The sequence below is a fragment of the Nocardiopsis sp. MT53 genome (assembly GCF_019598965.1).
Taxonomy (GTDB): Bacteria; Actinomycetota; Actinomycetes; order Streptosporangiales; family Streptosporangiaceae; genus Nocardiopsis; species Nocardiopsis changdeensis.
On the sequence record NZ_CP080599.1, the window covers coordinates 3272393 to 3287576 of the forward strand.

Below are 15184 nucleotides of genomic sequence, written 5' to 3' on the forward strand. Positions count from 1 at the left end.
CGGGGCCGCGGCCCATACCCCGCCCGCGGCCCCGTACACCGGCCTTTTATTCTTTCGTTAGCCTGTTCCTGCGAATGTCGGTCTTCGTCAACCTGCAAGAAGCCTGTCGTCCACAGATACGGTCCCGAACATGACCACACCCGTGATTCCGCCCCGGACCGAGGGGTCCGTGACGGAGGTCTCCCCAGGGCCCAGAGCCGAACGGAGCCGTCCCCAGGTGTCCGGTGCCAGCAAGCCCACCCTCTCCTGCGTTCTGCTCACCATGGGCAACCGCCCGGCCGAGCTGCGCCGCGCCATCACCAGCGTGTTCGAGCAGGAGGGCGCCGACGTCGAGGTCGTCGTCGTGGGCAACGGCGCCGACCTGCCCGAGCTGCCCGAAGGCGTGGTCACCGTCCGCCTGCCGGAGAACGTGGGCATCCCCGAGGGCCGCAACCACGGGGTGCGCGCCACGAAGGGCGACGTGATCCTCTTCCTGGACGACGACGGCTGGTACCGCTCCACCGACCTGGCCCGGCACGTGCGCGAGCGGTTCGCCGCCGAGCCGTCCCTGGGCGCCCTGTCCTTCCGCATCGCCGACCCGGACGGCGGCCCCGACCAGCGCCGCCACGTGCCGCGGCTGCGGGTGGGCGACTCCCGCCGCTCCAGCGTGGTCACCACGTTCCTGGGCGGTGCCAGCGCGGTCCGCCGCACCGCGTTCGAGGCGGGCGGCGGCCTGCCGGGCGACTTCTTCTACGCCCACGAGGAGACCGACCTCGCCTGGCGGATCATGGACGCCGGGTACACCATCGAGTACGACGCCGACGCGGTCATGTACCACCCGGCGGTCGCCCCGACCCGGCACGAGAACTTCTACCGGCTCAACGCCCGCAACCGGGTGTGGCTGGCCCGCCGCAACCTGCCCTGGCCGCTGGCCTTCGCCTACCTGGGCACCTGGGTGGCCCTGACCGTGCTCCGCGAGCGCGACCGCGCCTCCCTCAAGGCCTGGTTCGCCGGCTTCCGAGAGGGCTGGCGCGAGGACGCCGGCCCGCGCACCCCGATCCGCTGGTCGACCGCCTGGCGCATGACCCGCGCCGGCCGCCCCCCGATCATCTGAGCCGGGCGTGCCATGATGGGCGTTCCCGCCCCGTGAGCCTCGGGGCCGTACCCCCTGGGAGGCAGAGTGGGTTCCAGCCTGCTCGGACTCATCATCCTGGCCGTGGTCGCCCTGGGCGGCCTCGCGCTGGTCGGCGGACTGGTCTTCTTCGTCGTCCGGGCGGCCAGGCCCAAGGCGCCACCTGCGCGGCAGTACCATCCGGGCGCCCCGCAGCAGCCCCACCCGGGGCAGGGCGGGCCGCAGTACCCGCAGGGCCCGCCCGGACAGGGGTGGGGGCCGCCGCCGGGCGGCCCCGGACCGCGCTGAACACGACGACGGGCCCCTCGCGGTGCGAGGGGCCCGTGCCGTTCCCTCCCCGGCCGGGTGGCGGTCCGGTCGGAGGCGGGGATCAGACCTCGGTGACGACGGCGTCCCGCTCCAGGCGCGGCAGGCGGTCGAACCAGGCGTCCGGCCCGGGGCGGCCGATGTTCATCACCACGACCGGGCGCAGCGGCGAGTCCTCGCCGAAGAACTCCCTGCGCACGCCCTCGGCGTCGAAGCCGGTCATCGGCCCGGCGGCCAGCCCGGCCGCGCGCACGCCGATGATCAGGTAGGCGATCTGCAGGAACGCGTTCTTGACGGCCATGTCCTCGCGGGCCCCGACCGGCATCTGCGCGAAGTTCTCGCGGGCGTCGGGGGCGACCGGGAAGGTCGTCGGGAAGTTCTCGTGGAAGTCGGTGTCCGCGGACAGGATGAGCGTCAGCGGGGCCGCCGCGGTCTTGGGCGCGTTGTTGCCCGCCATGTGCGGGACCAGGCGCTCGCGGGCCTGCTCGGAGCGGACCGCGGTCACGCGCAGGGACTGCAGGTTCATCGCGGTGGGGCCGTACTTGACCAGTTCGTAGATCTCTCCGAGCTGCTCCTCCGTCACCGGCTCGGCGGTGAAGGAGTTGGCGGTGCGGGCGGCCCGGAACAGCAGGTCCTGGGCGTCCTTGTCGAGCAGCAACTGGGTCATGGTCGTACCTCGGTCGTTCGTGGGGTGTGACCGGCGGAAACGTGCGCCGGTCGGTACACCCGCACCCAACCTGCTTGACCAGGAAGATATTTCCTAGGCCAGGTAAGTGTGGTCGCCCTCACTCGCCGGAGCCCGCTCGTCACTGCGCTGGCGGGGTATCCGCGGTGTCGGACCGCCCGCCTCGTCCACCCACTCCTCGAGCTGCTTGACGAACGCCCGGGCCTGGACCGGCCAGTGGTACGAGGTCTGCGCGATGCGGTGGCCGGTCCGCGCCAGCCGGCCGCGCAGGCCCTCCTCCGCGCGCAGGCGCAGCACCGCGTCGGCCGCCGCGGCCGGGTCCTGGAACGGCACCACCAGGCCCGCCGGCCCCTCGGGCCGCTCGGTCACCAGCCGGACCGCCACCGGGCTCGGCGAGGTGACCACCGGCAGCCCGTGCGCCATGTACTCCACGACCTTGGTCGGCATCGAGTGCCGGTAGTTGGGGGTGTCGTGCAGCAGGCTGATGCCCGCCATCGCCCCCGCGCACATCCGCAGCGCCCGGTCGTTGGGCACGAACCCGTACCAGGTCAGCGCGTCCTCCTGCTGCGCCTCGCGCAGCAGCGGCCGCACGCCCGCGTCGGCGCCGCCGATGATCTCCAGGCGGACCCCGTGCGGCTGGAGCAGGCGCCCCAGCTCGACCATCTCCCGGGCGCCCCGGGCCAGGGACACGTGCCCCAGGTAGACGACCCGGTCGTCGCCCGGAAGGCGGGTCGGGGAGTCGGGGACGTCGGTGGTGTTGGGCACCACCGGGTGCGGCCGCCGGAACCGGTCCCGGTACCCCTCCTCGGCGAGCAGCAGCTTCATCCGCCGCTCCGCCCGCCGCTCGAAGGAGCGCACCAGCATCCCCAGCGGGCGGCGCGCCGGCCGGGGCACCCACGGCTTGGTGAGGACCGCCGCGGCGGTGTCCTCGTGCACGTCCCACACCGTCACCGGGCGCTCGGCCGGCAGCGCCAGCAACAGCTCGGGGTCGTGGAAGAGCAGCAGGTCGGCCTTGGGCGCGTGCTCGGCCAGCACCGCCCGGGCGGCGCGCAGGGCGGACAGCCGCTCGCGCCCGGAGGCGCGCGGGACGTCCACGGAGCGCAGCTCGCTCCACGGGGTCACGCCGCACTCGCGGAACGGCGCGACGTAGGTCACCGTGTGTCCTGCGTCCAGCAGGGCGCGGATCTGCCGGTGCAGGATCCGGGCGTCCTCCGGGTGGTGGACCACTGTGGCCACAAGCGCGTGCATCACATCACCTACCTGTGTCGCCGGTAAGGCGCATCTGAGAAGATGATCCGCTTTTGGGCAGCGGTACCGGCTGTGCGACACGGTATTCATCTGCGGAAACACGCAAAGGTCGGCGGGGTGGACGCCCGGGGGGCAACCGGTGAACCTTGGTGCGACGGCGAGTGAACACACGAGGGCACGCCGTCGGACACCGGGTGTCCGGGACGGCGCGCCCCCGTTCTGTGGGCCCGTGAACGGGCTCTCGGGCGTGTTCGGTGGATGCTTCCGTGCGGCTCGGCGCTCGCGCCGGGTGCCGGGAGCGGTCGTCGGGCGCTCTCTCGCAGACCGCCCGGCGGCCGCGACCCGGAATGATCCGCCGAACAGCCCTAGAGCACCTGGATGCCCTCGCGCTGGACGTAGCGGCGGGCCTGCGCGGGCACCACCGTCGGGTCCTCGTCCTTCGGGGCGCGGCGCAGCACGCCGCGGGTGTCCAGCAGCAGCCGCGCGTACTCCTCCAGCAGCTTGGGCCGGTACTCGCTGTGGTCGGTGAGCAGGATCACCAGGTCGGCCTCGGCCAGCGCCCGGTCCAGGTCGGTGGACCGCTCGATGTCCTGACCGTCCACCTGCCAGGACTCCACGTGCGGGTCGTGGTAGGTGAGGGTCGCGCCCTTGGCGAGCAGCTTGCGCGCCACCGGGCGGGCCGGCGACTCGCGCTGGTCGGCGATGTCGGCCTTGTAGGTCACGCCGAGGAGCAGCACCTTGGACCGCGACAGCGCCAGCCCGGACTCGTTGAGCAGCTCCTGGGCGCGCTGGATGACGTAGGACGGCATCCGGCTGTTGATCTCCTGGGCCAGCTCCACGAACCGGAACGGGTAGCCCAGGGTCTTGACCTTGTACGACAGGTAGTTCGGGTCGATCGGGATGCAGTGCCCGCCCACGCCCGGACCCGGGTAGAAGGCCTGGAAGCCGAACGGCTTGGTGGCCGCCGCCGCGATCGAGTCCCACAGGTCGACGCCCAGCTCCTGGCAGAAGATGGCCATCTCGTTGACCAGGGCGATGTTGACGTGCCGGTAGGTGTTCTCCAGCAGCTTGGCCATCTCGGCCTCGCGGGTGCCCCGCGCCCGGACCACGGTGTTCACGAACCGGCCGTAGAACGCGGCCGCCGCCTCCCCGCACTCGGGCGTGAGCCCGCCCACGACCTTGGGGGTGTTGGCCACGCCGAAGGTCGGGTTGCCCGGGTCGATCCGCTCCGGCGAGAACGCCAGGTGGAAGTCGGCGCCCGCGACCAGCCCGGACTCCTCCAGGATGGGGCGCACGACCTCCTCGGTGGTGCCCGGGTAGGTGGTCGACTCCAGGATCACCAGGGTGCCGGGGCTCAGGTGCGCGGCGATCGACTTGGCCGCGGAGGTGACCGCGCCCAGGTCGGGGCCGCCCTCCGGCGACAGCGGGGTCGGCACGCAGATGACGATGGTGCGGGCGGTGGCCAGGACCGACGGGTCGGTGCTCGCCGTGAACCCGCGGTCCAGCATGGCGCGCACGTCCTCTTCGGACAGGTCGTCCACGTGCGACACGCCGCTGTTGAGGCCGCGGACGACGCGCTCGTTCACGTCGAGTCCGGTGACCTTGAGACCGGCGGAGCAGGCTTCGGCGGCCAAGGGCAGACCGACGTAACCGAGACCGATGATGACAAGGTCGCCGGTCACCGCGGACTGCTCGGCTGCAAGGGCTGGGTTGGAGGCTGCGGCATCCACTTCGTGGTCACACTCGCATTCGTTTCGTGAACGGGCGCACTTCATCGAGGACAGCCGGGAACGTCACTGCAAGCGGGACGTTCGAGTGTAGATAGCCGTTGTCCACGATCACGGGATCTGGCCTGGTTCGGACATTCTCCGGATAAGGGCCCGGTACGCGTGGTTGTAGCGGTATACGGCCCCGGTCCATGTTCGGTTCGCCCCGATAAGGCTGCGACCTGCGAGACCGTAGGCCTCTCGCCTTTCCCGACTGTAAGCGAGTTTTGTCAGGACATCAGCGAGACCTGCCGATTCGCCCGGAGGAATTAACTCACCGGTCACCCCAGGTTCCACGATCTCTCGCAGAGCCGGAAGATCACTGGCCACAACCGGCAATCTTCCGGCCATGGCCTCCACGGGTTTGAGCGGTGTCACCACCCGGCACACGCGGTCGTCGCGCCGCGGCACGGCGAACACGTCCATCGCGGCGTGGTGCTCGCGTACCCGGTCCGCGGGGACCCGGCCGGGGAAGTGGGCGGCGCCGGCCAGCCCCAGCTCCTCGGCGCGGGCGCGCAGCGCCGCCAGCTCGGGGCCGTCGCCGACGATCAGGGCGTGCGCCCGCTCGCCGGCCCCGCGCATCCGCGCCACGGCCTCCAGCAGGGTGTCCAGGCCCTCGTAGCCGTAGCAGCTGGTGGTGGTGCCGACCACGAACTCCTCGGGGCCGATGCTCCATTCCGCCCGCACCGCCGTGCCCGGCGGCAGCGGCTCCAGGAACGACTCGTCCACCGCGTTGGGCACCACGAGCAGCCGCTCGGGCGGCACCCCGCGCGCCTCGATGTCGGCGCGCATCGCCTCGCCCAGCGTTACCACCAGGTCGGCGGCGAGCATGCACTCGGTCTCCTGCGCCCGCTCGTGGCGGTAGAAGGCGTCGTCCACGCTCCGCGAGGGGTCGCGGGACAGCCACGACTCCTCCAGGAAGCCCCGCACCTCGTACACCACGGGCAGGCCGAACCGCTGCCCCAGGGCCAGCGCCAGCCGGGCGTTGCGGTGGTTGCTGGCGGCGTGCAGCACGTCCGGCCGCACCTTCTCCACCAGCTCGGACGCCAGCTTCAGCCCGGACGCCAGCTCCTGCCCGGGGTCGGCCGGAGCGGTCCACGGCAGCAGCCGGTGGTAGGAGATCCCGTCCACACGCACCAGCGTGCGCGCGTCCCTGCTCCCCTTGTCCAGGGGGTGCCCGACCCGGCTCACCACGTGCACGTCCATGCCCGCCTCGCGCTGGGCGACGGCGATGCGGTGGGTGCGCTGGGTGTACCCGGCGTTGGTGTGCGGCAGTGCGTTGGTGACCAGATGCAGCACCCGCACACCCGACCCGTCCACCGGGCCCTCCGGAGGCGATGCGAGACGTTCACCTGCGGGGCTTTCCGGTCGCCGAGCGTTCACCGTGTCTTCGGGCCGCGTTGGGGCATCGCGGGTTAACGTGATCCCGTGGTGGACGGGCGACGGGGACGGGGACGCGGCGACGGCCCGCCCCGTGGCCAGGTCCGTCCGGTGGACGGCCCGGTCGCGGACCGGACCCGGAGGAAGGCGTTCGAGCAGTTCGCGCGCCGTCCGGGTGTCCCCGGCGGCCAGGCAGGCCGCCACCAGGCGCCCCACCCTGCGGGGCCCGGCACCGGACGCGGCGGCGAGCACCGCCTCGCGCGCCTCGGCCCGGCGCCCCTCGTCCCACAGGGCGTAGGCGCGGGCCTGACCGCCCACCCGGGCGGCCGCGCCGCGCGCCGCGCGCCGGGCCGGCCCCGGCATCAGCCGCAGCGCGAGCAGCGGCGTCCGGGCGGGGTCGGAGCGCAGGTGGCGCCAGGCCGTCGACGCGGTGAACGTCACCGCCCGCAGCCTGCGGGTCCGGGGACGGGGCGCTTCGGAAACAGGGATGTCATGCACGGTCAGTCACCCAACCACGCGGATGTGGCCGGATGGTGACACCACGGCGACACGGACGGGACGTCCCGGCGAGGAACGCCCCACCGGACCGCCACGGCCCCACCGGAACCGGTGGGGCCGAACGACGAACAGAAGGAGACCAGAGAGCCGTGGCAGCGAGCGCCCCCCTGGGCAGCCGGGACACCGCGATCGTTCACGTGGTCGGTGCCCGCCCCAACTTCGTCAAGGCCGCCCCCGTCGTCTCCGCCCTGCGCGACCGCGGAGCCCACCAGGCGGTGGTGCACACCGGGCAGCACTACGACGACCGCATGTCCGCGGTGTTCTTCCGCGACCTGGGCCTGCCCACCCCCGACGTCGACCTGGGCGTGGGCTCGGGCTCGCACGCCGCGCAGACGGCGGCGCTCATGGTCGGGCTGGAGCAGGAGTTCACCGCCCGCGAGCCCGGGATCGTCGTCGTGTACGGCGACGTGAACTCCACGGTCGCCGCGGCCCTGGTCTCCGCCAAGCTGCACATCCCGGTGGCGCACGTCGAGGCGGGCCTGCGCTCCTTCGACAACACGATGCCGGAGGAGGTCAACCGCCGGGTCACCGACCAGCTCAGCGACCTGTGCTTCGCCACCTCGCCGGAGGCGATCGGCCACCTGGCCGCCGAGGGCGTCTCCCCGGACCGGGTCCACCTGGTCGGCAACCCCATGATCGACACCCTGCTGGCCAACCTCGACCGGTTCGACGCCGAGGCCCTGCGCGCCCGCCTGGGCCTGCCCGAGCGCTACGTCGCCGCCACCCTGCACCGCCCGGCCAACGTCGACGACCCCGACACGGTGGCGCTGCTGGTCGCCCGCCTGCACGAGATCGCCGACCTCGTGGACGTGGTCATGCCGGTGCACCCGCGCGGCAAGGCCGCCTTCGACCGCGCCGGGCTGGGCGACCACCCCCGCGTCCACCTCCTGGAGCCCCTCGGCTACCTCGACTTCGTCGCCCTGGTCCGCGGCTCCGAGGCCGTCGTCACCGACTCGGGCGGCGTGCAGGAGGAGACCACCGTCCTGGGGGTCCCCTGCCTGACCCTGCGCCCCAACACCGAACGGCCCATCACCATCACCCACGGCACCAACCGCCTCGTCACCGAGGCCGACCTGCTCCAGGCCGTCACCAAGGTCCTGCACGGCCACGGCTCCGAGGCACTGCTCGACACGACTCCGCCCCTGTGGGACGGCCGCGCCGGTGAGCGCATCGCCGCCGTCCTGACCCAGTGGTCCAGGTGATCCCATGCCCCGTCCCCTCCCTTCCCGAAGAGCCCCCGGCCCCCGGCCCCCGGCGGACGACGCCGGGTCCGGCGGCGCTCCGCGGCGGTACCCGGCAGGGCACCCGGCCCAGGGCCCGACACGACACAAGGCGGGCGAATCCACCGTTCCGCCCTCTTCCGGCGGTACCGTTCCCCGACAGAGGGGCAGGTGAGCCGCCGTGTCGTACCAGCACACACCACCGACCGCGCCCCGCGAGCCCGCGACACGGCTCACCAAGGGCATCCGGACCCGTCCCGGGACCCGGCGCGGACCCCACCCGACGGGGTGCTCCCGCACGGTGACCCCGGCGGTTCCGCCGATCCGATCCGAACACAAGGTGGCAGACCGTGAAACGGCGTGAACAGAGCCAGACCGAACAGCTCAGGCAGGCCCTGGCCGAACGCGAGGCCCAGCTCCAGGAGGCCCGCGCCCGCCTTGCGGCACTGGAGGACTCCACGTCGCTGCAGGTGGGACGCGCGCTCACCGCCGCGGCCAAGAAGCCCGGCCGTTCCCTGGTCCGCCTCCCGCGCGACCTCTACCGCCTGTGGCGGCGCAGCGGCACCACCCGCCACTCCCAGCAGCAGCGGCGCCCCGGCACGGAGCCGGTGCGCTCCTTCGACGCCGACCGCCAGGAGGCCCGCCTGCTGGCCGGGGCCGCCGGCGGGGCCTCCGACCTGCTCATCGCCGCCACCGCCCTGGGGCCGCAGGTCCAGCGCGCCCTGGACCCCTACATCCGCTCGATCCCGCTGCGCCCCCACGACGCGCAGATCGTCATGGACGGCGTCGACGTCGACCTCGTCCTGGTCTCCGCCTCCGCCGCGGCACCCGGCTCGCCGTGGGCGCACGTGGGCGACCCCGCCGCGGCGGACCGCACCCGCGCCCTGCACTGGGTGCTGGAGTCCGCGGCCGCCCGCGGCATCCCCACCCTGCTCCTGGACGACGCGCCCACCGCGCCGGGCCTGCGCGCCCTGGGCTTCACCCGCGTCCACCGGGGCGACGCCGGGGTGCCCCTGCACCTGTTCAACCCGGTCGCGGCCGAGCTGGCCGAGGGCCCCGAGACCGTGTTCGTCCGCGACACCCCGGCCGAGCCGGTCCCCGACATCCTCACCGGGCTGGGCGCCGGGGCGGTCGACGCCGACGCCCCCGGCCTGGCCGACGCCCTGCGCGCCGCGCGCGTCGCCGTGGTCCCCGCCCGGGGCCCGCGCGCCGAGGCGCTGGGCCGCCGCGCCCAGGCCTGCGGCACCCGGCCCGTCCCGCACGACCCGGTCGCCGAGGAGACGGGGGAGACCGAGGGGCTGGCCGTCACCGTGCCCCGGCTGCGCGCCGCCGCGCCCACCGCCTCCGAGCAGCGCACCATGCTCCGCGAGGTCTTCCTCGCCGACGCCACCCCGGTCCGGCTCGCCGAGATCCTCGCCGGGCTGGACTTCCCGCCCGGCACGCCCGGCCCCGAGCTGCCGCTGCGCGGCCGCGCCGTCGCCGTCCTGGCCGACCCGGCGGGGGAGGCCGAGGCCGAGGACCTGGCCGACTCCCTGCTGGCCTCACGCCTGCGCCCGGCCGAGGTCGTCGTCCCCGACACCGCCGGCCGCCTGCCCGGCGTCCAGCGCCTGCGCTCCGAGGGCGTCACCGTCCGCACCGCCCGGTTCAGCACCCCGGACACCCCCGAGGAGCTGACCCGGGGCGACGACCGCACCGTGCACCTGGGCGGGCTGGGCCCCGAGCGGTGGGCCGTCCTGGCCGACCGCGCCACCGCGCCCTGGGCCCACCTGTGGACCGGGCCGGTGGGCCCGGACCGCCTGGTGGACCTGGTCTGCGCCGTGGAGTGCTCCGACGCCGACGCCGTGGGCACGGTCGCCGCCCCGGCCGCCACGGCGGGGGACCGCGGGCTCTTCGACCGCCCCACCGGCGAGCAGTACGTCTTCGTCAGCTCCCTGACCCCTGAGCTGGCCCGCACCGCCCTGGTGCGGCGGGGCTGGAACCCGGCGGAGTGGAACCGCCGCGGCACCCGCCTCCTGGCCCTGGGCCCCGACCACGGCCCCGGGACCGACCGGGACGCCAGGGGACCCGCCCACACCGCGGCGGACGCCCCGACCGGCGCCGTCGGATGACCCCCGGCCGCCTCGACCGCCCGGTACGGGCCATCCGCAAGCATCCGAAGGGAAGAACGTGAGCACACCTCCTCCGCGCGCACTCTTGTACGGGGACGTGGACCTGAACATCATCGACGGTTCAGCGATCTGGGCGCAGTCGATGGCGCAGGCCCTGGCCGCCGCCGGATGCGAGGTCACCCTGCTGTTGAAGGCCCCCGTGCGCACCGACCGCCTCATCGCGCCGCTGGCGGGGGCGCCCGGCATCCGCCTGCTGCGCCCCTACGAGGACAAGCTGGTCCCCGACGCCGGGCCGCGCGGCCTCACCCCCGAGCAGGCCGTGTCCCTGCTGGTCTCCCGGCACGAGCGGACCCCGTTCGACCTCGTGGTCGTGCGGGGCAAGCGGCTGGCCGGGCTGGCCGCCCAGGAGGAGTCCCTGGCCGGGCGGCTGTGGACCTACCTCACCGACTTCCCGCACGCCGTGGACGGGCTCACCGCCACCGCGGTCGCCGAGCTCACCGAGATCGCCCTGGCCTCCCGGTTCCTGCTCTGCCAGACCGAGGAGCTGCGCGCCTTCCTGGAGTCGTCGGTGCCCGCCGCCTGCGGCCGCTCGGTGCTGTTCCCGCCGGTGGTCGTGGTCCCCGAGGACGCCCGCGCCGACGGGCAGGTGCACGCCCGCGCCCGTCTGGCCTACACCGGCAAGTTCGCCCCGGCCTGGAACACCCTGGAGATGACCGGGCTCCCGGCCGCCCTGGAGCGCCGCGGTGTGGACGCCGAGCTGGTGATGATCGGCGACAAGGTCCACGCCGACCCCGCCGACTGGTCCAAGCGCATGCGCAAGGCCCTGGAGAACACCCCGGGCGTGGACTGGCGGGGCGGCATGCCGCGCGCCGACGCGCTGCGCGCCTCCGCCGAGTGCGACTTCGGCCTGTCCTGGCGCGACCCGTCCATGGACGCCAGCCTGGAGCTGTCCACCAAGGTCCTCGAACTGGGCGCGCTGGGCCTGCCGGTGATCCTCAACCGCACCCCCATGCACGAGGCCATGCTGGGCGCCGACTACCCGCTGTTCGCCGGGGCCGACCTGGACTCGGTGGCCGAGGCGGTCGCCCGCGCCTACCACGACCGCTCCGTGTACGCCGACGCGGCCGCCCGCTGCCGGGCCGCCGCCGAGGACCACACGCTGGAGCGCGCCGCCGAGCGCCTGCGCGGCCACCTCGCCGAGGCGCTGCCGCCCGCCCCCGCCGGGGCGGACACCGAGCGCCCGCTCAAGGTGGTCGTGGCCGGGCACGACATGAAGTTCTTCACCCGGCTCGCCGAGTACCTGTCCTCGCTGCCCGGCCTGGACGTGCGCATGGACGAGTGGGAGGGGCTGGGCACCCACGACCAGTACCGGTCCCGGGAGCTGGCCGGATGGGCCGACGTGGTCATCTGCGAGTGGTGCGGGCCCAACGCCCTGTTCTACGCCAAGTGGAAGCGCCCCGACCAGCGGCTCATCGTCCGCCTGCACCGGTTCGAGCTGTACGCGGAGTGGCCGCGCAAGCTCGACATCGACAAGGTCGACGCGGTGGTGTGCGTCAGCCCGCACTACGCCGACCTCACCCGGGAGATCACCGGCTGGCCCGCCGACAAGGTCGTGGTGGTCCCCAACTGGGTCGACGACGAGCAGCTGGCCCGGCCCAAGCTCCCGGGGGCGGAGTACTCCCTGGGCATGATCGGCATCGCGCCCTCACGCAAGCGGCTGGACCGGGGCCTGGACGTGCTGGCGGAGCTGCGCCGCATGGACCCGCGCTACACGATGTCGGTCAAGACCAAGCAGCCCTGGGACTACTGGTGGATCTGGAACCGCCCGGAGGAGCGCGCCTACTTCGAGCGCGTCTACCGGCGGATCCAGCGCGACGAGAACCTGGCCGGGGCGGTGGTGTTCGACCCGTTCGGCCCCGATGTGGCCACCTGGCTGCGCCGGGTCGGGTTCATGCTCTCCACCAGCGACGACGAGTCGTTCCACCTGGCTCCGGCCGAGTGCGCCGCCTCGGGCGGCGTGCCCGCCCTGCTGCCCTGGCCCGGGGCCGACACCATCTACGACCCGCACTGGATCCACGGCGACGCGGTGGCGATGGCCGAGGCCGTCCATGCGACGGTTCGGGAGGGGCGGTTCGCGGCCGAGGCCGAGCGGGCCCGCGCCGAGGTGGTCAAGGCGTACGGCCTGGGCCGGGTCCGGTCGCTGTGGACCGACCTGGTGGTGCGGGGCAAGGTCCCGGTCCCGGCCGGCGCCTGAGCACGCCGTCCGCCGCCGCACGCCACCGCTCCCGGCGGGTCCCGCTGCCCGCGGGACCCGCCGGGAGCGGGCCGTCCGCGGCCGCGGGGCGGCGGGTGCCGCGGGCGGTCATACGGGGCCGGTCATCTTGGACAGGCCGCCGGCCCCGGCGGGCAGGAACAGCGCGAAGGTGGTCGGCCGGGCCTGCACCAGCTCGATCCGGGCGCCCTCGGACTCGGCGATGTGCCGGGCCAGGGCCAGCCCCAGCCCGGTGCCGCCGCCCCCGCTGACCTCCCGTTCGAAGATCCGGCCGGACAGGTGCTCGGGCACGCCCTCGCCCTCGTCGCTGACCTCGATGCGCACCGACTGCCCGGTGTCGATGCGGCGGATCGTCACCGTGCCCGCCCCGTGCTTGTAGGCGTTCTCCACCAGGGTCGCCAGGATCTGGGCCAGGTCGGTGGGCACGGTCATCGCGGTCAGCCCCGGCGACCCGGTCACCAGGAGCTTGCGGTTCTCCTGCTGGAAGACCGGGGCCCACTCGGCCTGGAGGTGGTTGAGGACCGGGTCCAGCTGGACCGCCTCCACCTCCGGGTTCTGGCTCTTGCGGGCCCGGCCCAGCAGGCTCTCGACGGTCTCCACCAGCCGCTCGGTCTGGGCGAGGGCGGCCTCGCCCTCCTCCCGGACCACGTCGGGGTCGTCGGCCTCGGCGACGATCTCCTCCAGGCGCATGGTCAGCGCCGTGAGCGGGGTGCGCAGCTGGTGGGAGGCGTCGGTGGCGAAGTGGCGCTCGGTCGCGATCAGCCCGGCGATGCGCTCGGCGCTGCGGTCCAGCACCTCGGCGACCCGGTCGGCCTCCGGGATGCCGTAGCGGTGGCCCCACGGCGTGGTCACCCCCGACCCCAGGCGCTCGGCGGTGGCCGCCAGGTCGACCAGCGGCAGCGTGAGCCTCCGGGCCTGGAACATCGACAGGCCCACCGCCACGCCGATCGCCAGCAGGGACAGCGAGGCGATGCCCAGCCAGGCGCGCACCACGCTCTGCTGGACCACCTCGCCGCTCATCCACACCTCGACCACCGTGCCCCGCCCGGTCGTGGCCGTGGCCCGCAGCAGGGGCGGGGCCTCCGGCGCGTTCGGGTCCAGGGCCGGGTTCCCGGCCGTCACGGTGCTCGAACCGTCCGCCGTCGTGATCCGGATGAACCGTTCGGGGTGGTCCCGGTCGAACTCGGCGAGGTTGATCTCGCCGTGGATCTCCAACATGGTGTCGCTCTCGGCGCCGATCAGCTCGGCCTCGCCCAACAGGGCGCGGCTGCTCTCGTCGTGCACCAGCTTGTAGGTGAGCGCACCCAGGGGCAGGCCGAGCAGCATGACGGCGATGACGGTCACCACCAGGGTGGAGAAAACCATCCGCCTGCGCATGTCACCTCATGTTCGTCCGACCGGGAGACGGCCGAGGCGCGTCGGACACACGGTCCGATCAGTCCCGCTCGAAGCGGAAGCCGACGCCCCGGACGGTTGTGATGTACGACGGCTGGTTGGCGTCGTCGCCGAGCTTGCGCCGCAGCCAGGAGATGTGCATGTCGAGGGTCTTGGTCGAGCCCCACCAGTTGGTGTCCCACACCTCGCGCATGATCTGCTCGCGTGTGACGACCTTGCCCGCGTCGCGCACCAGCACGCGCAGCAGGTCGAACTCCTTGGTGGTGAGCTGGAGCTCGCGCTCGCCCAGCCAGGCCCGGCGGGAGTCGTTGTCGATGCGCACGCCGTGGACGACGGGCACCTCCGCCCCGCCCCGGCGCAGCAGCGCGCGCACCCGGGCCAGCAGCTCGGCCAGCCGGAAGGGCTTGGTGACGTAGTCGTCGGCACCGGCGTCGAGGCCGACCACGGTGTCGACCTCGTCGGCGCGGGCGGTCAGGATGAGGATCGGCGTTCCGTGGCCCTCGGCTCGCAGCCGACGCGCCACTTCGAGCCCGTCCATCTCGGGCAGACCCAGGTCGAGGACCATCAGGTCGATGTCCCCCGCACGGGCACGGTCGAGTGTCTCAATGCCGTTGACGGTCACGTCCACCGTGTAGCCCTCGCGTCGGAGTGCGCGCGCGAGAGGCTCGGAGATCGAGACATCGTCTTCGGCCAGCAAAACGCAGGTCATGCTGTCGATCGTAGGTCCGGGGTCACGCATTTCCCTATTATGCGCGCCGGATGGCCCAAGGTTGGCCGAAAATACGGTATTCGCATACCGGACAAATAGTTCAGTTGCTCAATTCGTGTGCTTTCTTTGCCCTTGCTTGGTGAAAACCCGGTTCTTGGTGAAGTGGTGTGCGTTCAGTGGCCGGTGTGCGCCGTGGGGTCACCGTTTCCCGGAGTCGGCGGTCGTTTTCGGAGAGCAAGGGGTTGGCCGGAAGAAAAGGCGGCACCCTCCCGGTGGCCCGGGTTCGCGGGGGAGAACGCGCGCGGGTCCGCGCGGGCCGAAGCCGCGCACGTGTCGCGACGGGGGAATTGTTCACTCTGGGTGACAATATGGTGATGGACGGTTATCGCCGTCCGCCGTCCCATTCCAGTAGGATCATCCGCCCCG

General features: G+C 73.5%; 11 protein-coding genes. 5 read left to right on the forward strand and 6 right to left on the reverse strand.

What is annotated here, in order from left to right; genetic code table 11:
* Positions 1-262: 262 nt before the first annotated feature.
* Positions 263-1093 (forward strand): glycosyltransferase family 2 protein, encoded by an 831-nt coding sequence (locus tag K1J57_RS14635; protein WP_220565547.1) that lies wholly within the window; start codon positions 263-265, stop codon positions 1091-1093.
* A gap of 66 nt (positions 1094-1159) precedes the next feature.
* Positions 1160-1399: a hypothetical protein gene (locus K1J57_RS14640; RefSeq protein ID WP_220564964.1), complete on the forward strand. Its 240-nt coding sequence runs from the start codon at positions 1160-1162 to the stop codon at positions 1397-1399.
* An 82-nt stretch (positions 1400-1481) separates the two neighbouring features.
* Here the strand turns inward: K1J57_RS14640 and K1J57_RS14645 are convergent, their stop codons facing one another.
* The 4 genes from K1J57_RS14645 to K1J57_RS14660 all read right to left on the reverse strand — a co-directional run bounded on the left by K1J57_RS14645 (position 1482) and on the right by K1J57_RS14660 (position 6937).
* A complete protein-coding gene (locus K1J57_RS14645) occupies positions 1482-2084 on the reverse strand; it encodes a malonic semialdehyde reductase (RefSeq protein ID WP_220564965.1) in 603 nt (200 codons plus the stop codon).
* A gap of 93 nt (positions 2085-2177) precedes the next feature.
* The gene (locus K1J57_RS14650) at positions 2178-3350 is read right to left on the reverse strand and encodes a glycosyltransferase (RefSeq protein WP_220564966.1); all 1173 of its coding nucleotides are present in this window, start codon (positions 3348-3350) and stop codon (positions 2178-2180) included.
* Between the two features lie 365 nt (positions 3351-3715).
* The gene (locus K1J57_RS14655; RefSeq protein WP_220564967.1) at positions 3716-5080 is read right to left on the reverse strand and encodes a nucleotide sugar dehydrogenase; all 1365 of its coding nucleotides are present in this window, start codon (positions 5078-5080) and stop codon (positions 3716-3718) included.
* 108 nt (positions 5081-5188) lie between these two features.
* The gene (locus K1J57_RS14660; RefSeq protein ID WP_255647061.1) at positions 5189-6937 is read right to left on the reverse strand and encodes a glycosyltransferase family 4 protein; all 1749 of its coding nucleotides are present in this window, start codon (positions 6935-6937) and stop codon (positions 5189-5191) included.
* Positions 6938-7143: 206 nt separating this feature from the next.
* On the opposite strand from K1J57_RS14660, the gene wecB reads away from it, so the two are divergent.
* From wecB to K1J57_RS14675, 3 genes are all read left to right on the forward strand, one after another.
* Entirely contained in the window at positions 7144-8256 is a 1113-nt protein-coding gene (gene wecB, locus K1J57_RS14665) for a non-hydrolyzing UDP-N-acetylglucosamine 2-epimerase (protein ID WP_220564968.1), read from the forward strand.
* 368 nt (positions 8257-8624) lie between these two features.
* Positions 8625-10382 (forward strand): hypothetical protein, encoded by a 1758-nt coding sequence (locus K1J57_RS14670; protein WP_220564969.1) that lies wholly within the window; start codon positions 8625-8627, stop codon positions 10380-10382.
* A 58-nt stretch (positions 10383-10440) separates the two neighbouring features.
* The gene (locus K1J57_RS14675) at positions 10441-12636 is read left to right on the forward strand and encodes a glycosyltransferase (protein ID WP_255647063.1); all 2196 of its coding nucleotides are present in this window, start codon (positions 10441-10443) and stop codon (positions 12634-12636) included.
* Positions 12637-12744: 108 nt separating this feature from the next.
* Here K1J57_RS14675 and K1J57_RS14680 read toward each other — a convergent pair whose 3' ends face one another.
* Positions 12745-14031 carry a HAMP domain-containing sensor histidine kinase gene (locus K1J57_RS14680; protein ID WP_220564970.1) on the reverse strand — a complete coding sequence of 429 codons (1287 nt, stop codon included), beginning with the start codon at positions 14029-14031 and terminating at the stop codon, positions 12745-12747.
* A gap of 58 nt (positions 14032-14089) precedes the next feature.
* The gene (locus K1J57_RS14685; RefSeq protein ID WP_017570862.1) at positions 14090-14758 is read right to left on the reverse strand and encodes a response regulator transcription factor; all 669 of its coding nucleotides are present in this window, start codon (positions 14756-14758) and stop codon (positions 14090-14092) included.
* Between the last annotated feature and the right edge of the window lie 426 nt (positions 14759-15184).

Bases quoted from the DNA above. Each gene is read 5' to 3' on its own strand.
- K1J57_RS14635 (WP_220565547.1), top strand. From the start codon at position 263: ATGGGCAACCGCCCGGCCGAGCTGCGCCGCGCCATCACCAGCGTGTTC.
- K1J57_RS14645 (WP_220564965.1), bottom strand. From the start codon at position 2,084: ATGACCCAGTTGCTGCTCGACAAGGACGCCCAGGACCTGCTGTTCCGG.
- K1J57_RS14650 (WP_220564966.1), bottom strand. From the start codon at position 3,350: ATGCACGCGCTTGTGGCCACAGTGGTCCACCACCCGGAGGACGCCCGG.
- K1J57_RS14680 (WP_220564970.1), bottom strand. From the start codon at position 14,031: ATGCGCAGGCGGATGGTTTTCTCCACCCTGGTGGTGACCGTCATCGCC.
- K1J57_RS14685 (WP_017570862.1), bottom strand. From the start codon at position 14,758: ATGACCTGCGTTTTGCTGGCCGAAGACGATGTCTCGATCTCCGAGCCT.